Below are 19,425 nucleotides of genomic sequence, written 5' to 3' on the forward strand. Positions count from 1 at the left end.
GCGACGGCACGATCAAGCCCCTGCGGCGATTGAGCAGGCTTTTCAAGCCCCGCCGGCGATTGAGGCGCGGGGTCCGGGGCGGAGCCCCGTGGCGTAGGGGCGGTCGGCCGCCAGATGCAGGGCCGGATGGCCATTCGCCGACCACCCCGCGTCACCCTCGATGCGGCGCAGCAGAATGCCCTCCCGGATCGCCCACGGACACACCGTGAGCTCGCGGATGCCCATGAGCTTCATCGCCGTATGGCCAACGAGCGCCCCCGCAAGGGACTGCGACGCCCGCGGCGCCGAAATGCCCGGCAACTCCGCCCGCCGCTCCGCGGGCAACGCCGCCAGCTCGGTCACCGCGACGCCCAAGGCCTTCCGGCTCAACTGCCTTGGCACAAACGGCCCATGACGCCCCGGAGGGGCCCCGCACAGGCGCGCCAACTGCGTGAACGTACGCGACGTGGCCGCCGCCGTGAGCGGCCCCTCCCAGCGGATCCGCGCCGCGACGTCCCTGAGCTGATGCCGCACATGCCGCCGCAGCGCCTTCAACTCCTGCTCCGTCGGCGGCGCCCCACCGTCCGGCAGATGCTCGCGCGTCAACCGCCCCGCCCCGAGCGGCAGCGAAATCGCGAACTCGGGCAGCCGGCCACGCCCGAAGGCGACCTCGAGCGAACCGCCGCCGATGTCGAGTACCCCGAGCGGACCGGCCCGCCAGCCCATCCAGCGCCGCGCCGCGAGGAACGTCAGCTCGGCCTCCACCTCGCCGGGCAGCACTCGGGGCCGCACCCCGGTGCCCTCCTCGACGGCGTCGAGCACCTCGTCCCGGTTCGGCGCGTCCCGGACGATGGCCGTGGCGAAGACGAACGGCTCGTCGCTGCCCCAGCGTTCGGCCTCAGTGACCGCCGTCCGTACCGCGTCGACCACCCGCTCGACGGCCGCGGAGCCGAGTCTTCGGTCGCCGTCCACCAGCTCCGACAGCCGTAGCCGCCGCTTGGCCGTGTGCACCGGCAGCGGTGCTCCGTCGCGGGCGTCCGCGATCGCGAGACGCACGGTGTTCGAGCCGACATCCACCACACTGATACGCATGATCCGCCGAGTACCCCTCTTGGCGTGCATAAATGCGCGGAAGGGGCGGGTTACGGCCTCGGGGCTCCGCCCCCGCCGGCTCTCGTCCAAGAGCGGGGCTTAAAAAGCCCGCTCAATCGCCGCAGGGGCTTGAAAAGCCGTACGGGCTTGAGAGAGCCGACATGATCCAACTCCTGGAATCCGCCGGGTCGATCACCGCGTCGATCTCCAGCGCCGCCGCCGCGTTCACCGCCTTCCCGTGCTCGTACAGCTCCGCGACCCGCGCCTCGAACGCCCGCTCCCGCTCGGCGGGATCGGCGATCGCCTCCAGCTCGCGCCGGTAGCCGAGCCGCACCGCGCCCTCCAGGCCCATCCCGCCGAACTCGCCGCTCGGCCAGGCCGCCGTGCCGAGCGGCGCCCGCGTCGAACCGCCCATCATGGCCATCGCCCCGAGCCCGTACGCCTTGCGCAGCACGAGACAGACGAGCGGGACGGTGAGGCGGGCTCCCGCCACGAACAGGTCCGCGAACTGACGTACCGTCGCCGTGCGTTCGGACTCCGGGCCGACCATGAACCCCGGCGTGTCGCACAGGGAGAGGACCGGGAGGCCGAACGACTCGCACAGCCGCAGGAAGCGCGCCGCCTTGTCCGCGGCGTCCCGGTCGACGGCGCCGCCGAGGTGCGCCGGGTTGTTGGCGACCAGGCCCATCGGCCGGCCCTCGATCCGTACCAGCGCCGTGACCACGCCCGCTCCGAAACCGCGGCGCAGTTCGAGCACCGAGTCCGTGTCGGCGAGCCCCTCGATCGCGGCGCGGATGTCGTAGGCGCGGCGCCTGTTCTCGGGGATCGCGTGGCGAAGGCGTCGCGGGTCCGGCGCCTCCCAACTCGCCTGCGGTGCCTGGAAGTACGACAGGTAGGCGCGGGCCACGCGGACCGCCTCCGCCTCGTCGGCGACCGGGAGGTCCACCACCCCGTTCGGCACCTGCACCGACAGCGGGCCGATGTCCTCCGGGCGGTGCACACCGAGGCCGCCGCCCTCGATCATCGCGGGGCCGCCCATACCGATGTTCGCCTCGGGCGTCGCGATGATGACGTCGCAGCTGCCGAGCAGCGCCGCGTTCCCGGCGAAGCAGCGGCCCGACGCGATACCGACGAGCGGCACCTTGCCGTTGAGCCGCGCCATTTGATGGAACGTCATGACGTCGAGGCCGGCGATCGACGAGGTGTCGGTGTCACCGGGGCGGCCCCCGCCGCCCTCCGCGAACAGCACGACGGGCAGGCCGCGTTCCTCGGCCAGGTGCAGCATCCGGTCGGTCTTGCGGTGGTTGTTGTGGCCCTGTGTTCCGGCGAGCACCGTGTAGTCGTACGACATCGCGACCACGGGCGCGCCGTCTATCCTGCCGGTGCCGGTGACCATGCCGTCGGCGGGCGTCGAGCGGATGAGGTCGTCCAGCGGGCGGCGGCGCCGCTGCGCGGCCACCGCGAGCGAGCCGTACTCGGTGAACGTCCCCGGGTCGCACAGGTCATCGATGTTCTCGCGGGCCGTGCGCAGCCCCTTCGCGTGCCGCTTGGCGACCGCTTCCGGGCGGTTCTCGTCGAGGCCGAAGGCGTGCCGCGCGACGACCTGCGCGAGGTCGGGACGGACCGCGTCGAGGTCGATCTCGACGGCCGTGTCCTGCTGCGGGCCGTCCCCCTCCATCACGTCGAGGTGTATCACTTCGGCGAATTCTGTAACGGTCTCGCCGACCACCACCCCCACCGCCCGTACGACACCCGCCTGCTCGGCGCGCACGACGTGCTCCATCTTCATGGCCTCGAGGACGAGCAACGTGGCGCCCGCGGCGACGTGTTGGCCAGGGGCGACGTCGACAGAGACGACCGTTCCGCTCATGGGGGCGGCCACCGTGCCCGCTTCCGTCGCGCGTTCGGGTTCGACCGGTGGCGCCAGTTCCGCCAGATGCCGCTGGACGAAGCCCGTGTCGAAGCCGCCCGCCGTAAAGCCGGGATGGTCGAGCAGCCTGGCCAGGAAGGGGATGCCGGTCCGCACACCCTCCACCGTGAACTCGTCGAGCGCCCGCCGCGCCCGCGCGCACGCCGCCGCGAAGTCACCGGCCGGCGCGTGCGCGACGACCTTGGCGAGGAGGGAGTCGTAGCGCGTGCCGACTTCGGTGCCGGTGCGGGCGGCGGTGTCGACGCGCACACCGGGGCCGGTCGGCACGTCGAGGCGCGCGAGCCGCCCCGCCGACGGGCGCACCGCTCCGTCCGGCCCCGTGACCTCCGCGTTCACCCGCGACTGCACGGCGAAGCCGCGCGGCGCGGGCGGCTCCTCGGTGAGGCCGAGGTCGGCCAGGCTCTCGCCCGCCGCGATCCGCAGCTGCGTCGCGACCAGGTCGACACCCGTCACCTCCTCCGTCACCGTGTGCTCCACCTGGAGGCGCGGATTGGCCTCCATGAACACGAACTCCTCGCCCCGGAGCAGAAATTCGACCGTGCCGACCCCCGCGTAGTGGGTGGCGCGGGCCAGGCGCAGGGCGGCGTCGAGGAGCCGGCCGCGCAGGCTCGCGCCGAGTCCCGGCGCCGGGGCGATCTCGACGAGCTTCTGGTGCCGGCGCTGCGCGCTGCAGTCCCGCTCCCACAGATGACTCGCGGTGGCACCGTCGCCGACGACCTGCACCTCGATGTGCCGGGCGCCCTCCCACAGACGTTCCACATACAACTCAGCTCGACCGAAGGCTTGTTGGGCCTCAGATGCGCACCGCTCCCACGCCTCGTCGAGCTCCGCCGCGTCCCGTACGACCCGCATCCCGCGCCCGCCGCCCCCGCCCACGGCCTTGACCATCACCGGGCCGCCGGCCGCTTCGGCGAGGAACGCCCGCGCCTCCTCCAGCGTGGTGTCACCCTCGGTGCCGGGCAGGACCGGCACCCCGGTCTCGACGGCGAGCGCACGGGCGCGTGCCTTGTCCCCGAACAGGTCGAGCACCTCCGGCGAGGGGCCCACGAAGGTGACACCGGCGTCCGCGCACCGCCGGGCGAGCGCCGCGGACTCGCTCAGGAAGCCGTAACCGGGGTGCAGATACGTGCAGCCGGCCCGGCGCGCGGCCGCGACCAGCGGCTCGGCGTCCAGGTAGCCGCCCGCCGCGAGCGGCACGGCCTCGTCCGCCAGGTGCAGGTGCGCCTCGTCGCCCGGCTCGTGCACGGCCACCGTGCGCAGCCCGAGTTCGGCGGCGGCGCGCAGCACCCGGACGGCGATCTCCCCTCGGTTGGCGACGAGTACGGCGGCAGACCCCATGTGCCCCTCCGGGAAGTCGAAGTCGGGTTCGGTTCCAGGATTCCGAGGACCCGGGGTTCCGAACGCGGATTCCGTCATGCTCATTGACACTGACGTCAACGTCAATACTCTGGCGCTGTGGCACGCAGTCAGCAGGCACAACAGGAATGGTCCGTCCGCACCGCCCGCGACCGGACCGACGCACCGGCGCGCGGACGGCTGCTCGACGCGGCCGAGCAGGTCTTCGCGCGGCTCGGCTACGGCCCGGCGACCATCGCCGACATCACCGCGCAGGCGGAGGTGTCACGGGCCGGCTTCTACGTCTACTTCGCGTCCAAGGAAGAGGTCTTCCGGGTGCTCGCGGGGCGCGTACGGGACGCGTTCCTCAGCGCGCAGGACGTGCCCGGGGTGGACACCGACGACGTGGCGGCGGTGGCAGGCGCCTCCACGGCCGCGTTCATCGCCGCCTATGCCAGGCACCTGCCCCTGCTCGTCCTCCTCGAACAGCAGGCGCGGGGCGACGCCGAGGTGCGCGCCCTGTGGGAGGAGATCCGCGAGCGTCCGGTCCGCCGCGCCGCCCGCTACGTACGCCGGGTCGCGGCACAGGGCCGGGCCCACCCGGTCGTCGACCCGCTCACCCTGTCCCGTGCCGTCGGCGGCATGAGCATCGAGTTCGCCCGGCTCGTCGCCGAGCGGCCGGCCACGTACGACCAGGCGGTCGCCGACGCGACCGCCATGTACCTGCACCTTCTCGGTATCGGAGCAGCACCGCAGCAGTAGGGAGCCGCACGTTGTCCACCGGCACAGCCATCCAGGCCCATCTGCACGACCTGCGCGCCCGCCAGGCCAGGTCCAGGTCCGGCCGCCAGCCGTCCGAAACCCGCCATGACGGCGGGGAGCTGACGCTCCCCGGGCATGTGGCCCGCTGGGCCGGTCTCCATCCGGACCGGCCCGCGATCGTCACGGCGGCCGAGACCCTCAGCTACCGGCAACTCGACGACCAGAGCGCCCGGTTGGCGGGCTGGATGACCGAACAGGGCGTACGGCCCGGCGACCGCGTCGGCGTCTTCCTGCCGAACGGGGCCCGCTTCGTCGTCGCGATGCTCGCCGTGCTCCGGATCGGGGCGGTGCACGTACCGGTGAACCCGATGTTCCGCGCGGCGGAGCTGCGGCACGAACTGAACGATGCTGGACCGGAGTTGGTCGTCACGCGGGACGCGTTGCTGCCCGCCGTCGACGAGGTGCGCGCCGACACCCCCGTACGCACCGTGCTCGCGGACGCCGACTGGCCGCGGGCCGTCGCCCAGGCCCGTCACGACACCATCGCCGACGACCTCGACGCGCTCGCCGCCCTCAACTACACCGGAGGCACCACCGGACTGCCCAAGGGCTGCGAGCACACCCAGCGGCACATGGTCTACACGGCCACCGCCATCGACAACGGCAGGGCAGCCACGGACGAGGAGCGCGAGCGCGGCATCGTCTCCGTCTGCTACCTGCCCATCTTCTGGATAGCGGGCGAGAACCTCGGCATCCTCGCCCCGCTCGTCTCGGGTGGCACCAGCATCCTGCTCACCCGCTGGAACGCGGCCGAGGTCCTCGACGCCATCGAGACCCACGGCGCGACCACCATGGCCGGCACCGTCGAGAACTACCTCGAACTCCTCGACCACCCCGACTTCGCGCGCCACGACCTGACGAGCCTGTCGAGCCCGCTCACCGTCTCCTTCATCCGCAAGCTCACCCCGGCCCTGCGCGCCCGGTGGAAGGCGGCCGTCGGCGAGCACAGTGTGCTGCGCGAGGCCTCGTACGGCATGACCGAGACACACACCAGTGACACCAACACACTCGGCTTCCAGGACGGCGACCACGATCTGCTGAGCGACCCGGTGTTCTGCGGACTGCCCGTCCCCGGTACGGACTTCATGGTCGTCGACTTCACCACCGGTGAGCCGCTGCCGCTGGGGGAGCGGGGCGAGATCGTGGTGCGCGGCCCGTCCGTGCTCACCCGCTACTGGCGCGCTCCCGAGGCGACCGCGAGCGCGCTGCGGGACGGCTGGCTGCACACCGGTGACATCGGCGCCCTCGACGAAGAGGGGTGCCTGCACTACCTGGGCCGCGACAAGGACATGATCAAGGTGAAGGGCATGAGCGTCTTCCCTACGGAGGTGGAGACCCTGCTGGCCCAGCACCCCGACGTGCTCGCCGCCGCGGTCGTCGCCGTCGACGATCCGGAGAGCGGCCAGCGTCCGTACGCCTTCGCGCGCACTGTCCCCGGCTCGGCGCTCACCGGGGACGGGCTGAAGGAGTGGGCGGCCGGGAACATGGCGACGTACAAGGTCCCGGGCATCGTCGAGATACTCGACGAGCTGCCGCTCACCCCCACCGGGAAGATCAGGAAGACGGAGCTGAGCGCTCGAGCCACTCGCACGCGGCCCGCGCCGTGAACTCCTCCTGACCGCTCTTGAACAGCAGATCGGCCGTGGTGAACGCCGGGTCGTCCGCCTGCGCCGCGACATACGGCAGCGCGATGCAGCGCATGCCGGCCGCGTGCGCGGCGGCGGCCCCCGGCGCCGCGTCCTCCAGGACCACACAGTGCGAGGCCCGCGCGCCGAGCCGGCGCGCCGCCTCCCGGAACACGTCGGGCGCCGGCTTGCCGTGCTCCACCTCGTCCGCCGACACGTACAGCTGCAACTGCGCCCCGAGCCCCGTACCGGTGAGGATCGAGTCGATGGCCTCCGGCGAGGAGCCCGACGCGACGATCATCGGCACACCCGCCGCGTGCAGCCGCTCGACGAAAAGGCGCATCTGCGGGAAGACATGGGTGTCGGCGCGCGCGAACTCCAGATAGCGGGCGTTCATCTCCTCAAGGAGCTCGCCGTCCGGCGCGTCGATGCCGTACTTCCGCTTCCAGATGCCGATGGTCTCCAGCGTGGAGATCCCGACGTACGTCTCGTGGTCGGCCCACGTGAAGTCCTTGACGCCCTGGCGGGCGAGAGTGGCGAGGGAGGCCTTGAAGTAGTTCGGCTCGCTGTCGACGAGGGTGCCGTCGAGATCGAAGACGACCGCGGTGTCGCCGAAGTGGTACGAGGGGTGGTTCGCGTCGCTCATGTGACCCAGGATGCAGGACCGGGGTCCGCCGATCATCCGCGCGGCTGCGCCGCCGCCTTGCCGATCGCCTCGACCAGCGGCAGCAGCCGGTGCGGGACGCGCTCGCGCAGCGCCACCTCCGTGCGGGTGCGGACCACCCCGGGCAGGCGGTTGAGCTGCTGGATCACATCCTCCAGATGCTCGGCGTCGCGCGCCGCGACGCGGGCCAGGAGATCGCCGCCGCCGGTGGTGGAGTACGCCTCGATGATCTCCGGCACGCCCGCGAGTTCGTCCCCCACGTCCCCCAGGTGGCCCTGCGTGGTCTCGATGTGCACGAAGGCGAGCACCGGGTGGCCGAGGGCCGCGGGGGAGAGGGACGGCTGCACGCCGGTGATCACACCGTCCCGCTCCATCCGGTCGACCCGGGCCTGGAGTGTGCCGCGGGCGACGCCGAGGATCCGGGCGTACTCGCGCATGCTGGTGCGGGGCTGTTCCAGGAGGAGCCGCAGGATGCGGGTGTCGAGCTGGTCCACGGCCATGGCGTCGGACTCCTTCGGTGGCGCGGCGCAACGCCGCCGACTGTACCAATGGCTCAGTGCGGGGCGCCTGTCGCGCCGGACGGCTCCGGCAGGCCGACGAACGTCCCGTCGTGGTGCACCAGCGGCCCCGCCTTCGCGACCCGGTCCGCCCGCACCACGAGCCCGATGACCAGGGCGTGGTCGCCGACCGGGCGCATGCTGACCGGCGTGAGCACGAAGCGGGCCAGTACGCCGTCCAGGGCGGGAAGGTCCAGCGGGTCGCGGTGCCAGGAGGTGCGCGGCCCGAAGCGGGCGTGGCGCGGGCCCGCGAAGACCCGCGCCACCTCCTCCTGGCCGGCGGAAAGCAGCTGCACCATCACCCACGTCGCGTTCCGCACCGCCTCCCACGAACCCGAGCGCAGGCCCACCGTGAACGACAGGAGCGGCGGGTCGAGGGAGAGCGAGGCGAGCGAGGTGACGCAGAACCCGGCGGGTCGCTCCCCGCCGACCGTGACCACGGCGACCCCCTTGGCATGCCGCCGCAGCGCGGACCGTACGAGGTCGGCCCCGGCCGGTTCGACGTGCGGCGGACTCGTCGCCCCTGCGGTCGCGGGTGTGTCGGGAAGCGCTGCCTCGGCGGTCACGCCGCGCCCTCCCGCAGCGCGGCCCCGGCGCGGGCGTGGATCTCCTCGGCGTGCGGCGAGGCGCCGCCGCGTTCGTACGCGGCAAGGTGGGCGCGCCAGTCCGCGAGCGCCCCTGACGGGTCGTCGAGGGCGAAGCGGCTGACGCCCCGCAGGTACAGCAGCTCCGGGTCGGGCGCGCCGTCCGTCGAGTCCACAGCGCGGTCCAGGTCGGCGGCCGCGCGCCGGTGCTCGCCGAGAGACTGCAGTGCCACGGCCCGGTTGGCCCGCAGTTCCGCGTCGTCTTCGAGCGCGAGGGCCGCGTCCAGGTCGTGGACCGCCTCGGCCGCGCGGCCCGTGTCGAAGGCGAGGACGGCCCGGTTCGCCCAGGCGGCGAGGCAGCCCGGGTTCGCCTTCAACGCCGCCGAGTAACTCTCGTACGCGGCTGCCGTGTCGCCCAGTTCGGAGTGCAACGCACCCTGTGCGGCCAGGAGTTGGGAGTTGTCCGGCGCGATGTCCAGGCCGTGGGTGATGTCCGCGCGGGCCCGGTCGAAGTCGCCGCGCTCCAGGGACAGGTCCGCGCGGTGCAGCAGCGAGTCGACGTGCTCCGGTTCGACGGCCAGGGCGTAGTCCAGATCGCGCAGCGCGCCCGCATCGTCGCCCAACTCCCTTAATAGATCGGCCCGGTTGAAGTGCGCCTCGTAGAACGGCGGCGTGAGCCGGATCGCCGCCGCGTAGTCGGCGAGCGCCTCACTCGTCGCGCCGAGCGCGCGGTGCTGGGCGGCCCGCTCGAAGTAGTAGTCGCCGTAGTCCGGGTCGCGGCGGATCACCTCGTCGTAATCGGCCAGCGAATCGGTGTGGTCGCCGCGCGCGCCGCGCACCTGTGCCCGGTTGTACAACAGCACGGAGCGGTGCAGGAGTTGCTCGTCAGGGCCGAAGTCGGCGTCCGTGATCGCCATCGCCTCGTCGACCAGCGCGAGCGATCCGTCGACGTTGCCGCGGTGCAGCTCGACCAGGGCCCGCGCGTTGCGCATGAACGCCCGCACGAGGACCCGCTTGTGCGGATCGGGGTGCACGTCCGCGACCGAGATCGCCGTGTTCACCCAGGCGAGCGCGGCGTCCTCGTCGTGCGCGTCCTTCGGCAGGAACCGGGTGTACAGCATCGCCATGAGGTACGCGGTCCCCATGTGCGCGTCCGGCGAGGTGGAGCCGCGCCGCATCTCCTCGAAGTACGCGAACGCGTCCGCGCCGCGCCCCAGATAGCACAGGCAGGCGCCGGTCTTGTGCGTCAGGTTCCAGTACGTACGGCCGGGTTCAGTGGCGGCGAGGAGGGCCCTGCCGCGTTCGGCGAGGTCCACCACGGCCTCGTAGAACCCCTTGTTGAAGCAGGCGGTGACGGCCTCGACGATCGCCTCGACGCCCGCGCCCCGCGGGTCCGTGCCGTGTTCCAGGTGGTACGGGATCGCCCCGAGGCGCAGCGTCGGCTCGTCCCGGTGGGCGAGGAGTTCGGCGCGTGCGGTGTGCCGGCGGGCCCGTTCGGCGGCGGGTAGCGCTTCGTAGGCCCGGCGCAGGCGCGCGTCGTCACTGGTGCCTTCGCTGTCGATGTAGCGCTGCGCGAGGTCGGTGTCGGGCAGCAGCGCCGCGTCCACGAACGGGAGCCGGGGAACGCGGCGGGTGTGCGCGGCGAGCGCCCTGCCGAGCAGGTCGTCGGCCGCCCCCGCGCCGTCCACGACCACGGTCAACGTAGCGGGATCGCAGCGCCGCAGCAGCACGGCCACCAGATCGCGGTCCGTGGGGTCGGCCTCGTCCAGGCCCCGGAAGGAGAGCGTGAGGCCGCGCGGGTGGGCCACCCGCGCCCAGTCCATGAGGAGTTCGGTGACGCCGTGCGCGATGCGCAGGGCGCGGGTCGCCGGATAGAAGCGGGTGCGTTCCTTGGCGTCGGCGAGGTTGGTGAGGGTCTGCGGCGGCGTCGGCACGATCTCCATCAGCTCGGGGGCGATCGACTCCACCTCGGTCGCCCGCGCGGACGCCACCAACTCACTGTCACGCTCGACCAGTTGGGGAACCGCCTGGTGCAGGAGGAAGTACGCGGCGGTGAACGGGCCGCGTAACCGGCGATGGCAGTTGACCTCCAGGGACGGGGGCGGTGGGGGCTCGGCGGCCGTGGTGTCCGCGGTGGCGGTGGCGTCGAACCACCAGTGGCGCGTGGACAGGAGAGCGGTCATGTCAGGGCTCCTTGCGGTGCGTTGGGACGGGACCGGTTCCGCCGGTCCCGCAGCGTGATGTGGACGAGCAGGCCGATCTGCAGGCCGGACAGGAGCAGGAAGCCCGTCGCGTCGACCAGGTCCCAGAACGGGGTGTGCGGGTCGCCGAGCCGGTCGACGACCGTCGTCCAGAAATGCGTGGCGGTGGGGATCCCGGCCCAGGCGAGGGAGGCCAGCGAGAACCCGTACCCGGCGAAGAGCAGCGGCGCGTACCAGCGGGCCACGGCGTGGTCGCGCGGCGACCACTCGGTGTCCGGCGTCGGCGGCGCGAGCCGCAGCGTCCTGCGGATCGTGGTGCGCAGCCGGAACCGCGACGCGTTCTGCAGATCCGTGCATCCGGTAGCGGTCGACACCACGTAATAGATGTCCGTCTCCAAGTAGAACAGGAATTGCCAGATGAGACGCAGGACGCAGGTGAAGGCGACAGCGAGACAGAGTTTGTGAATCCACGACGGAATGGCGTTCATGTCAAGCGCGAGGGAAAGCAGCGTGAACCCGCACAGCAGGACGACATCCGCCAACATGCCCGCGCAGAAAGGCAGGAAGCGCTTTTGGCGTTCCACGCTGAGCAGTGAATCGAGCCGGGTTTCCGCGACCACGTAATAGAGCCTGCGCCCGATCCCGAGCGTGGACGGCAGGCCGAGCCGCCGCGCGGCGAGTGCGTGGAACGCCTCGTGCACGACGATGCACGGCAGTGCCAGCGCGAAGACGGTCAGCGGGATGAGCGTCAGGTAGTGCGTGAAGAAGACCTGGTGGTACGAGGGCCGCAGCCCGGGATCGCGCACCATCATGGTCACGGCGGCCGCCACGAGGACGGTGTAGGCGAGCCAGGCAGGCCAGGAGAACAGTGCTCTGCCGAGCCCCTGCCAGCGCACCCGCAGAGGCTCAGCGACCGGCTCGCCGGTGTGTAGAAAGCCGAGTTCGGCGAGGGTTTCCAGGAAGTCGTCCATGTCGAGCGGGTCGCCGCACGTGCGCTCGTACCAGTCGGCGACCTCGCCGACGGGCGCCCCGTCGGCGAACATCCGCAGCGCCTGTGCCCCTTCCTCGGGGAACACCGCGTACGAACCGGTGTCGGGCCGGCCGACCATCACGCCGTCGTCCTCGGCGACCATCGTGAGCCGGTGCAGACGAACCGTGCCGTTCATCCGGCACACCCCCTTGTGGGAGACGGGAGTTGCAGGTGACCGGGGCCGGACCCCGAAGGTGGTCCGGCCCCGGCCGAGGAGGCGCAAATTACGCGGCGTCGCCACAGAGGTAGTAGCAGGCCGTGGTCAGGCGGATGGGCCCTGCCTTGCGGACAGAAATCTTCTTCATGGTGTTCCCCCTTCCGGGGCATCGGAGTTGTGCGAATTCCGGAATCGCTGTGCTGGAGCAAGCTTTGGCATGTCAATTCGGGCGTGTCAACGGGGAATCGAAGCATCCGGACATAAATCGCGAAACTGTTTTCGCGGCCCTTTTCCCGCTGTTTTCGGGCAGGGGGAAGCCACGCTCCTTGCGCGGGGAAAAAAGAAAGCAGAGTTCGCTCTGGTCAATCAGGAGAAGAGATCGAAACGGGCGCGGCGCCTTCGGTCGGCCGCGCCACCCGTGATCAGCGGTGCGCTCTGCGTGCCATCCGTACCTCCCGCACGGCCCCCGTGACAGCCCGATGCGCGTCGGGCTCGGAGGAGGATACGGACGACAACAGCGCAGCGTTCAGCACATCAAGCCCCGCCGGTGATTGAGGCGGGGGGTCCGGGGCAGAGCCCCGCGCGGCTAGCGCCGAGCAATGACCCCCGGCCCCGACGCCGTCGACCCGCGCACAACAAGCTCCGGCATGAACACGAACTCCGTATGCGGCGCAGGCGTCCCACCGATCTCCTCAAGAACCGTACGGACCGCCGCCTGCCCCATCGCCTGCACCGGCTTGCGGATCGTCGTGAGCGGCGGGTCCGTGAACGCGATGAGCGGGGAGTCGTCGAACCCGACCACCGAAATGTCGTCAGGTACCTCAAGACCCCGCTGCCGGGCCGCCCGGATCGCGCCGAGTGCCATCATGTCGCTGGCGCACACGATCGCGGTGCAGCCACGGTCCATCAGGTCGAAGGCCGCGGCCTGCCCGCCCTCCAGCGTGTACAGGGAGTGCTGGACCAGCTCGCGCTCGATGTCGTCGGCCGTGAGGTCGAACCGGTCCCGCATCGCCCGCACGAAGCCCTCGATCTTCCGCTGCACCGGCACGAACCGCTTCGGGCCGAGCGCCAGCCCGATCCGCGTGTGGCCGAGCGAGCCGAGGTGGGTGACCGCCAGTTGCATGGCCGCGCGGTCGTCCGGCGAGATGAACGGAGCCCGCACCTGCGGCGAGAACCCGTCCACGAGCACGAACGGGACGCCCTGCGCGCGCAGTTGCTCGTAGCGCCGCATGTCGGCCGTGGTGTCGGCGTGCAGTCCGGAGACGTAGATGATGCCGGTGACACCACGGTCGACGAGCATCTCCGTCAGCTCGTCCTCCGTCGAGCCCCCGGGGGTCTGCGTCGCGAGGACCGGCGTGTAGCCCTGGCGGGTCAGCGCCTGGCCGATGACCTGGGCGAGCGCCGGGAAGATCGGGTTCTCCAGCTCAGGCGTGATCAGGCCGACGAGCCCCTCGCTGCGCCGGCGAAGCCGCACCGGGCGTTCGTAGCCCAGCACATCGAGCGCCGCGAGGACCGACTGGCGGGTCGCCGCGGCGACGCCCGGCTTGCTGTTGAGGACCCGGCTCACCGTCGCCTCGCTCACCCCCGCCTGCGCCGCGATGTCGGCGAGGCGCGCGGTCGCGGGCGGGGCCTGCGCCGCCTTGCGGGCGGCCTGGGCGGGCAGCTGGGTCATCGCACTCCTTGTGAGGGCCAAGAGCTGGGGGAGCTGGCAAGAGTTCCGATGATCCCTGTGACGCGGCCCCGTGGCAAGAGCTTGCAGGGCCTTGCAGCACTGCATAAGCCCATGTAACGGGTGATAACCACCCGCAGAGTGCCGCAACTTGGAGGTCACGAAGCCGTAACCTCCGCCCATCTCTGCAATATTTTTCAGCAAGGTCTTTCCTCGGGCTTGCGGCGCTGTTACGTTCACGTCGCTCAGTCGGGCCCAACCCTCTAGGAGTTCTCATGCGGCGTGGCATTGTGGCCACCGCGGTGGTGGCGTCCCTCGCACTCGCGGCGACGGCCTGCGGTGGAAGTGACGACAGCGGCGACAAGGCGTCGGGCCCGGTCACCATCACGTGGTGGGACACCTCGAACGCGACGAACGAGGCGCCCACGTACAAGCAGTTGGCCAAGGACTTCACCAAGGCCAACCCGGACATCAAGGTCAAGTACGTCAACGTGCCCTTCGACCAGGCGCAGAACAAGTTCGACACGGCGGCCGGCGCCAGCGGCGCCCCCGACGTGCTGCGCGCCGAGGTCGGCTGGACCCCGGCGTTCGCCAAGAAGAGCTACCTGCTGCCGCTCGACGGCACCGAGGCGCTCGCCGACAAGGACAAGTTCCAGGCGTCCCTCATCAAGCAGGCCCAGTTCGACGGCAAGACCTACGGTGTCCCGCTGGTCACCGACACCCTCGCGTTCGTCTACAACAAGGCCCTCTTCAAGAAGGCGGGCATCACCGAAGCACCCGCCTCCTGGGACCAGTTGAAGAAGGACGCGGCCAAGGTGAAGGCCGAGACCGGCGCCGACGGCTTCTGGGGCTCCACGGCCGGCTACTACGCCGAGCCGTTCCTGATGGGCGAGGGCACCGACACCGTCGACCCCGCGGGCAAGAAGATCACCATCGGCTCCGCCGCCGCCAAGAAGGGCCTCACCACCTGGAAGGGCCTGTTCAGCGGCAAGGGCCTGCACAAGGCCGACGCCACCGCGGACGCGTACGCGCACATCCAGGACGCGTTCGTGAACGGCAAGGTCGCCTCGACCATCCAGGGCCCGTGGGAGATCACGAACTTCTACAAGGGTTCGGCGTTCAAGGACAAGAAGAACCTCGGGATCGCCACCGTGCCGGCCGGCTCCGGCGGCAAGCCGGGCGCCCCGACGGGCGGCCACAACCTGTCCCTGTACGCGGGTTCGGACAAGGCCCACCAGGAGGCCTCGCTGAAGTTCGTGAAGTGGATGACGTCGGCGAAGACGCAGGAGCAGGTCGCCCTGAAGAACGCGACGCTGCCCACCCGCCAGGACGCCTACACCGCGAAGGTCACCGCCGACCCCGGCATCGCCGGCTACCAGAAGGTGCTCAGCAGCGCGCAGCCGCGACCGGAGCTGCCCGAGTACAGCTCGCTGTGGACGCCGATGGACCAGGAACTGCCGAAGGTCGCCACCGGCAAGGAGTCCCTGGACCAGGGCGTGAGCAGCCTGGAGACCTCGTTCGCCAAACTGCTGCCCGGCTTCTCCAAGTGACCCGCTAGCAACGGCCGGTTCGCGCCCCGGAGGGGTGGGCGCGAACCGGCACAGCCCTGCCGCAGACCGACATCAGGCAGCCCGATTCAGAAGGTGCCCGCATGACCCTTGCCGTCGACCGCCCGGCCGCGAAGAAGCCCGCGCCGCGCCCAGGCCCGATCCGGCGCTTCAAGGACTCGTACCGCAGGTACTGGTACGCGTACGCGATGATCGCCCCGGTCGTCGTCGTCCTCGGCGTCCTCGTGGTCTACCCGCTGGTACGCGGCTTCTACCTGACGCTCACGAACGCCAACAGCCTCAACTCGGCCCGCACCATCGGCGTCAACCAGATCGAGGCCACCTACGAGTTCGTCGGCCTCGACAACTACGCCGACATCCTGTGGGGGCCCTCCTCCTACGACCGCTTCTGGTCGCACTTCGTGTGGACCATCGCGTGGACGGCGATCTGCGTCGCCCTGCACTACTGCATCGGGCTCGGCCTCGCGCTGCTCCTCAACGAGAAGCTGCGCGGACGCACCTTCTACCGGCTGCTGCTGATCCTCCCTTGGGCGGTCCCGACCTTCGTCACCGTCTTCGCGTGGCGCATCATGCTCGCCGACTCCGGGATCATCAACGTGGCCCTCGGATCGCTGCATCTGCCGCAGCCGAGCTGGCTGGAGGACCCGACCTTCCAGCGGATCGCCGCGATCCTCGTCAACACGTGGTGCGGTGTGCCGTTCATGATGATCTCGCTGCTCGGCGGGCTCCAGTCCATCGACGGGTCGCTGTACGAGGCCGCCGAGATGGACGGCGCGACCGCCTGGCAGCGCTTCCGGCACATCACGCTGCCGGGCCTCAGGCCGGTCGGCTCGACCGTCGTCCTGCTCGGGATCATCTGGACGTTCAACCAGTTCGCGATCATCTTCCTGCTGTTCGGCAACACGGCACCGGACGCGCAGATTCTCGTCACCTGGGCCTACCGCCTCGGCTTCGGGCAACAGCCGCGCGACTTCGCGCAGTCCGCCGCGTACGGCGTGCTGCTCCTGTCGATCCTCACCGTGTTCACGTCCTTCTACTACCGCTGGTTGAAGCGCAATGAGCAGCTCGCCGTCTGACGCAGCAGGAGCCACCATCATGAGCACTACCACCACCAGCTCCGCGTCGCGGGTCCCCGCGCAACGCTCCGGTACCGAGGCCGCTCCCGGGAAGACCCCACGCGTACGCAGGCGCGGCGAGCGCAGCCCGCTCGCGAAGGTCCTCACGCACGGCATCCTCGCCGTGGCGAGCCTCATCGCGCTGTTCCCCGTCGTCTGGCTGGTGTATCTGTCCCTTGGGCCCGACAAGGACGACTATCTGCACCCGGGCAACATCCTCAGCAAGGCGACCCTCGACAACTACGGTGACGTCCTGGAGCACACCCAGTTCTTCTACTGGGCCGCGTCGACGCTGATCGTGGCGCTCGGCACCACGCTCGTCGGCGTGCTGTTCGCGGCGACGACCGGCTACGCCGTCTCCCGGATGCGCTTTCCCGGCTACCGCACGCTGATGTGGGTGCTGCTGCTCACGCAGGCCTTCCCGATCGCCGTGCTGATCGTGCCGATCTACGAGATCTTCTCGGAACTCGGCCTGATCGACACCTACCAGGGCCTCATCCTCATCAACTGCACGACGATCGTGCCGTACTGCACCTGGCTGCTGAAGGGCTACTTCGACACCATCCCCGGCGAGATCGACGAGGCGGGCCGGATCGACGGGCTCAGCCCGTTCGGCACCTTCTGGCGGCTCATCCTGCCGCTCGCGAAGCCGGGCATCGCGGTCGCCGCGTTCTACGCCTTCATCACGGCGTTCGCCGAGGTCGCCTTCGCCAACACCTTCTTGCTCAGTGACACCAAGTACACCTTCGCGATCGGCCTGTCGAGCTTCGTCAGCGAACACGACGCGCAGTGGAACCTGATGGCCGCGACCGCGGTGTTGATCGCCATCCCGGTGACCGCTTTCTTCTACCTTGTCCAGAAGCACCTGGTCACCGGCCTGACCGCCGGCGGAACCAAGGGCTGAACCCGGCTACGCAGCAAGGACATCATGAGCCAGCACTCCACGGACCAGCCGGTGGCGGCCGCCACCACGACCCGAGAGACCTCCGACTGGTGGCGGGACGCGGTCATCTACCAGGTCTATCCGCGCAGCTTCGCGGACAGCGACGGCGATGGCACCGGTGACCTCGAAGGCATCCGCCGACGCCTGCCGCATCTACGTGAGTTGGGCGTGGACGCGGTGTGGCTGTCCCCGTTCTACGCCTCGCCGCAGGCCGACGGCGGCTACGACGTCGCCGACTACCGGGCCGTCGACCCGATGTACGGCACGCTGCTCGACGCCGACGCGGTGATCCGCGACGCGCACGCCCTGGACCTGCGCATCATCGTCGACCTGGTGCCCAACCACTCCTCGGACCAGCACGAGTGGTTCAAGCGCGCGGTCGCGGACGGCCCCGGATCGCCGCTGCGCGACCGCTACCACTTCCGCCCCGGCAAGGGCGCCGGCGGTGAACTCCCGCCCAACGACTGGGAGTCCATCTTCGGCGGTCCCGCCTGGACCCGGCTCCCCGACGGCGAGTGGTACCTGCACCTCTTCGCCCCCGAGCAGCCCGACCTCAACTGGGAACACCCGGCGGTCGCCGACGAGTTCCGCTCCATCCTGCGCTTCTGGCTCGACATGGGCGTCGACGGCTTCCGCGTCGACGTCGCCCACGGCCTCGTCAAGGCGGAGGGCCTGCCGGACCTCGGCGGCGGCGAGCAGCTGAAGCTCCTCGGCAACGACGTCATGCCGTTCTTCGACCAGGACGGCGTCCACGAGATCTACCGCTCGTGGCGCACGATCCTCGACGAGTACGACAGCGATCGCATCTTCGTGGCCGAAGCCTGGACGCCGACCGTCGAGCGCACGGCGAACTACGTGCGCCCCGACGAGCTGCACCAGGCCTTCAACTTCCAGTACCTGGGCGCCCCTTGGGATGCCGAAGGGCTGCGCGGGATCATCGACGGCTCGCTCGACGCGATGCGCCCGGTCGGCGCCCCGGCGACCTGGGTCCTCTCCAACCACGACGTCACCCGGCACGCCACCCGCTACGCGAACCCGCCCGGCGGCACCCAGATCCGCACCCCCGGCGACCGCGCGCTCGGCCTGCGCCGCGCCCGCGCCGCCACCCTGCTGATGCTCGCCCTGCCCGGCTCGGCGTACATCTACCAGGGCGAGGAGCTGGGGCTCCCGGACGTCACCGACCTCCCCGACGAGGTCCGCCAGGACCCCTCGTACTTCCGCGCCGAGGGCCAGGACGGTTTCCGCGACGGCTGCCGGGTGCCGATCCCGTGGACCCGCACGGGATCCTCGTACGGCTTCGGCGACGGCGGCAGCTGGCTCCCGCAGCCCGACACCTGGGGCGAGTTGAGCGTCGAGGCGCAGACCGGCGACCCGGAATCGACCCTGGAGATGTACCGCTCGGCGCTCGCGCTGCGCCGCACCACGCCGGGTCTCGGCGCCGGCGACGGTGTGAAATGGCACGGCGACGCCCCGGAGGGTGTGCTCCACTTCGAGCGCCCCGGCTTCGCCTGCACGGTCAACACGACGGGCACGGCGGTGCACATCCCGGCGCCCGGCACGGTGCTGCTCGCCTCGGCGCCGGTGACGGTGGCGGACGGAAGCCTCGACCTGCCCGCCGACACGACGGTGTGGTGGGAGACCGCCTGACCTCGGGCACGGCACCAGAAAGGGGCGGCACCCGGTCGGGTGCCGCCCCTGCGGCATAGGCTCCCGGATGTGAGGTCACCGGGGAGGGCCGTGCGGGTCGTGGTGTGGGGGCTGGTGCTCGTCGCGTTCGCACTGCCACTGAGGCACGGGTTGATGGCGACACGTGCGTACGTGGACGGGTACTGGTCGACGGCGAACCAGGTCGGCGAGTCGAACACCAGCGAGACGTTCACCTGGAAGTCACCGCAGGGCGAGGCCGTGCACGGAATCGTGCACGGCCTCGGGGAGAAGGGGTACTACGACGAAGCGCTGGAGGAGGGGCAGCGACTGGGCCCGCTGCGCGTCTGGGTCTCCGCCTCCGGTTCGGCACACGTCGACGAGGCACCACCCGAGAGCGCGATGGTGTTCGGCTACGGCGCCGCGCTCGCCGTCGCGGGCGCGACCGCCTACGTGATGTGGGCGATGCGCCGCGCCCGCGACCCAAGCTGAGTGCCCAGGGCCTGTCGT

The 19,425-nt window shown here is 70.9% G+C and carries 15 protein-coding genes; 7 read left to right on the forward strand and 8 right to left on the reverse strand.

Features of this window, described 5'->3' with window-relative positions:
* Positions 1-42 precede the first annotated feature (42 nt).
* On the reverse strand, positions 43-1,071 hold the full coding sequence (locus tag ACIRHA_RS01410; protein ID WP_403838597.1) for a Ppx/GppA family phosphatase: 1,029 nt from the start codon (positions 1,069-1,071) through the stop codon (positions 43-45).
* 112 nt (positions 1,072-1,183) lie between these two features.
* Positions 1,184-4,339, reverse strand: a complete 3,156-nt coding sequence (locus ACIRHA_RS01415) for a carboxyl transferase domain-containing protein (protein WP_403838599.1) — start codon at positions 4,337-4,339, stop codon at positions 1,184-1,186.
* A gap of 117 nt (positions 4,340-4,456) precedes the next feature.
* On the opposite strand from ACIRHA_RS01415, the gene ACIRHA_RS01420 reads away from it, so the two are divergent.
* Positions 4,457-5,098: a TetR/AcrR family transcriptional regulator gene (locus ACIRHA_RS01420; protein WP_403838601.1), complete on the forward strand. Its 642-nt coding sequence runs from the start codon at positions 4,457-4,459 to the stop codon at positions 5,096-5,098.
* Between the two features lie 11 nt (positions 5,099-5,109).
* Positions 5,110-6,765, forward strand: coding sequence for an AMP-binding protein (locus tag ACIRHA_RS01425; RefSeq protein WP_403838603.1), 1,656 nt, complete (start codon positions 5,110-5,112; stop codon positions 6,763-6,765).
* On the opposite strand, the gene ACIRHA_RS01430 is transcribed toward ACIRHA_RS01425, so the two are convergent.
* The 6 genes from ACIRHA_RS01430 to ACIRHA_RS01455 form a co-directional block, all read right to left on the reverse strand.
* Entirely contained in the window at positions 6,713-7,429 is a 717-nt protein-coding gene (locus tag ACIRHA_RS01430) for an HAD family hydrolase (protein WP_403838605.1), read from the reverse strand. The genes ACIRHA_RS01425 and ACIRHA_RS01430 overlap by 53 nt on opposite strands.
* A gap of 32 nt (positions 7,430-7,461) precedes the next feature.
* Positions 7,462-7,947, reverse strand: a complete 486-nt coding sequence (locus ACIRHA_RS01435) for an Lrp/AsnC family transcriptional regulator (RefSeq protein WP_403838607.1) — start codon at positions 7,945-7,947, stop codon at positions 7,462-7,464.
* A 53-nt stretch (positions 7,948-8,000) separates the two neighbouring features.
* Positions 8,001-8,570 (reverse strand): flavin reductase family protein, encoded by a 570-nt coding sequence (locus ACIRHA_RS01440; protein WP_403838609.1) that lies wholly within the window; start codon positions 8,568-8,570, stop codon positions 8,001-8,003.
* Positions 8,567-10,771, reverse strand: a complete 2,205-nt coding sequence (locus ACIRHA_RS01445) for a tetratricopeptide repeat protein (RefSeq protein ID WP_403838611.1) — start codon at positions 10,769-10,771, stop codon at positions 8,567-8,569. The genes ACIRHA_RS01440 and ACIRHA_RS01445 overlap by 4 nt, the downstream gene beginning before the upstream one ends.
* Positions 10,768-11,955: a hypothetical protein gene (locus ACIRHA_RS01450; protein ID WP_403838613.1), complete on the reverse strand. Its 1,188-nt coding sequence runs from the start codon at positions 11,953-11,955 to the stop codon at positions 10,768-10,770. Before ACIRHA_RS01450 ends, ACIRHA_RS01445 begins: the two co-directional genes overlap by 4 nt.
* A gap of 607 nt (positions 11,956-12,562) precedes the next feature.
* Entirely contained in the window at positions 12,563-13,648 is a 1,086-nt protein-coding gene (locus tag ACIRHA_RS01455) for a LacI family DNA-binding transcriptional regulator (RefSeq protein WP_403838614.1), read from the reverse strand.
* A gap of 272 nt (positions 13,649-13,920) precedes the next feature.
* On the opposite strand from ACIRHA_RS01455, the gene ACIRHA_RS01460 reads away from it, so the two are divergent.
* From ACIRHA_RS01460 to ACIRHA_RS01480, 5 genes are all read left to right on the forward strand, one after another.
* Complete coding sequence (locus tag ACIRHA_RS01460; RefSeq protein WP_403838616.1) at positions 13,921-15,195, forward strand: extracellular solute-binding protein; 1,275 nt, start codon at positions 13,921-13,923, stop codon at positions 15,193-15,195.
* Positions 15,196-15,296: 101 nt separating this feature from the next.
* Complete coding sequence (locus ACIRHA_RS01465; RefSeq protein WP_403838618.1) at positions 15,297-16,289, forward strand: carbohydrate ABC transporter permease; 993 nt, start codon at positions 15,297-15,299, stop codon at positions 16,287-16,289.
* 19 nt (positions 16,290-16,308) lie between these two features.
* Positions 16,309-17,232 (forward strand): sugar ABC transporter permease, encoded by a 924-nt coding sequence (locus ACIRHA_RS01470; protein ID WP_403838620.1) that lies wholly within the window; start codon positions 16,309-16,311, stop codon positions 17,230-17,232.
* Positions 17,233-17,256: 24 nt separating this feature from the next.
* Complete coding sequence (locus ACIRHA_RS01475; RefSeq protein ID WP_403838622.1) at positions 17,257-18,918, forward strand: glycoside hydrolase family 13 protein; 1,662 nt, start codon at positions 17,257-17,259, stop codon at positions 18,916-18,918.
* A gap of 69 nt (positions 18,919-18,987) precedes the next feature.
* Positions 18,988-19,407 carry a hypothetical protein gene (locus tag ACIRHA_RS01480; protein ID WP_403838624.1) on the forward strand — a complete coding sequence of 140 codons (420 nt, stop codon included), beginning with the start codon at positions 18,988-18,990 and terminating at the stop codon, positions 19,405-19,407.
* Positions 19,408-19,425 lie beyond the last annotated feature (18 nt).

The sequence above is a fragment of the Streptomyces sp. NPDC102360 genome (assembly GCF_044766085.1).
Classification (GTDB): Bacteria; Actinomycetota; Actinomycetes; order Streptomycetales; family Streptomycetaceae; genus Streptomyces.

Excerpts from the sequence above, each read along its gene's own strand:
- ACIRHA_RS01450 (WP_403838613.1), bottom strand. The coding sequence starts at position 11,955 with ATGAACGGCACGGTTCGTCTGCACCGGCTCACGATGGTCGCCGAGGAC.
- ACIRHA_RS01430 (WP_403838605.1), bottom strand. The coding sequence starts at position 7,429 with ATGAGCGACGCGAACCACCCCTCGTACCACTTCGGCGACACCGCGGTC.
- ACIRHA_RS01470 (WP_403838620.1), top strand. The coding sequence starts at position 16,309 with ATGAGCACTACCACCACCAGCTCCGCGTCGCGGGTCCCCGCGCAACGC.
- ACIRHA_RS01410 (WP_403838597.1), bottom strand. The coding sequence starts at position 1,071 with ATGCGTATCAGTGTGGTGGATGTCGGCTCGAACACCGTGCGTCTCGCG.
- ACIRHA_RS01460 (WP_403838616.1), top strand. The coding sequence starts at position 13,921 with ATGCGGCGTGGCATTGTGGCCACCGCGGTGGTGGCGTCCCTCGCACTC.
- ACIRHA_RS01435 (WP_403838607.1), bottom strand. The coding sequence starts at position 7,947 with ATGGCCGTGGACCAGCTCGACACCCGCATCCTGCGGCTCCTCCTGGAA.
- ACIRHA_RS01465 (WP_403838618.1), top strand. The coding sequence starts at position 15,297 with ATGACCCTTGCCGTCGACCGCCCGGCCGCGAAGAAGCCCGCGCCGCGC.
- ACIRHA_RS01475 (WP_403838622.1), top strand. The coding sequence starts at position 17,257 with ATGAGCCAGCACTCCACGGACCAGCCGGTGGCGGCCGCCACCACGACC.
- ACIRHA_RS01415 (WP_403838599.1), bottom strand. The coding sequence starts at position 4,339 with ATGGGGTCTGCCGCCGTACTCGTCGCCAACCGAGGGGAGATCGCCGTC.
- ACIRHA_RS01455 (WP_403838614.1), bottom strand. The coding sequence starts at position 13,648 with ATGACCCAGCTGCCCGCCCAGGCCGCCCGCAAGGCGGCGCAGGCCCCG.
- ACIRHA_RS01445 (WP_403838611.1), bottom strand. The coding sequence starts at position 10,771 with ATGACCGCTCTCCTGTCCACGCGCCACTGGTGGTTCGACGCCACCGCC.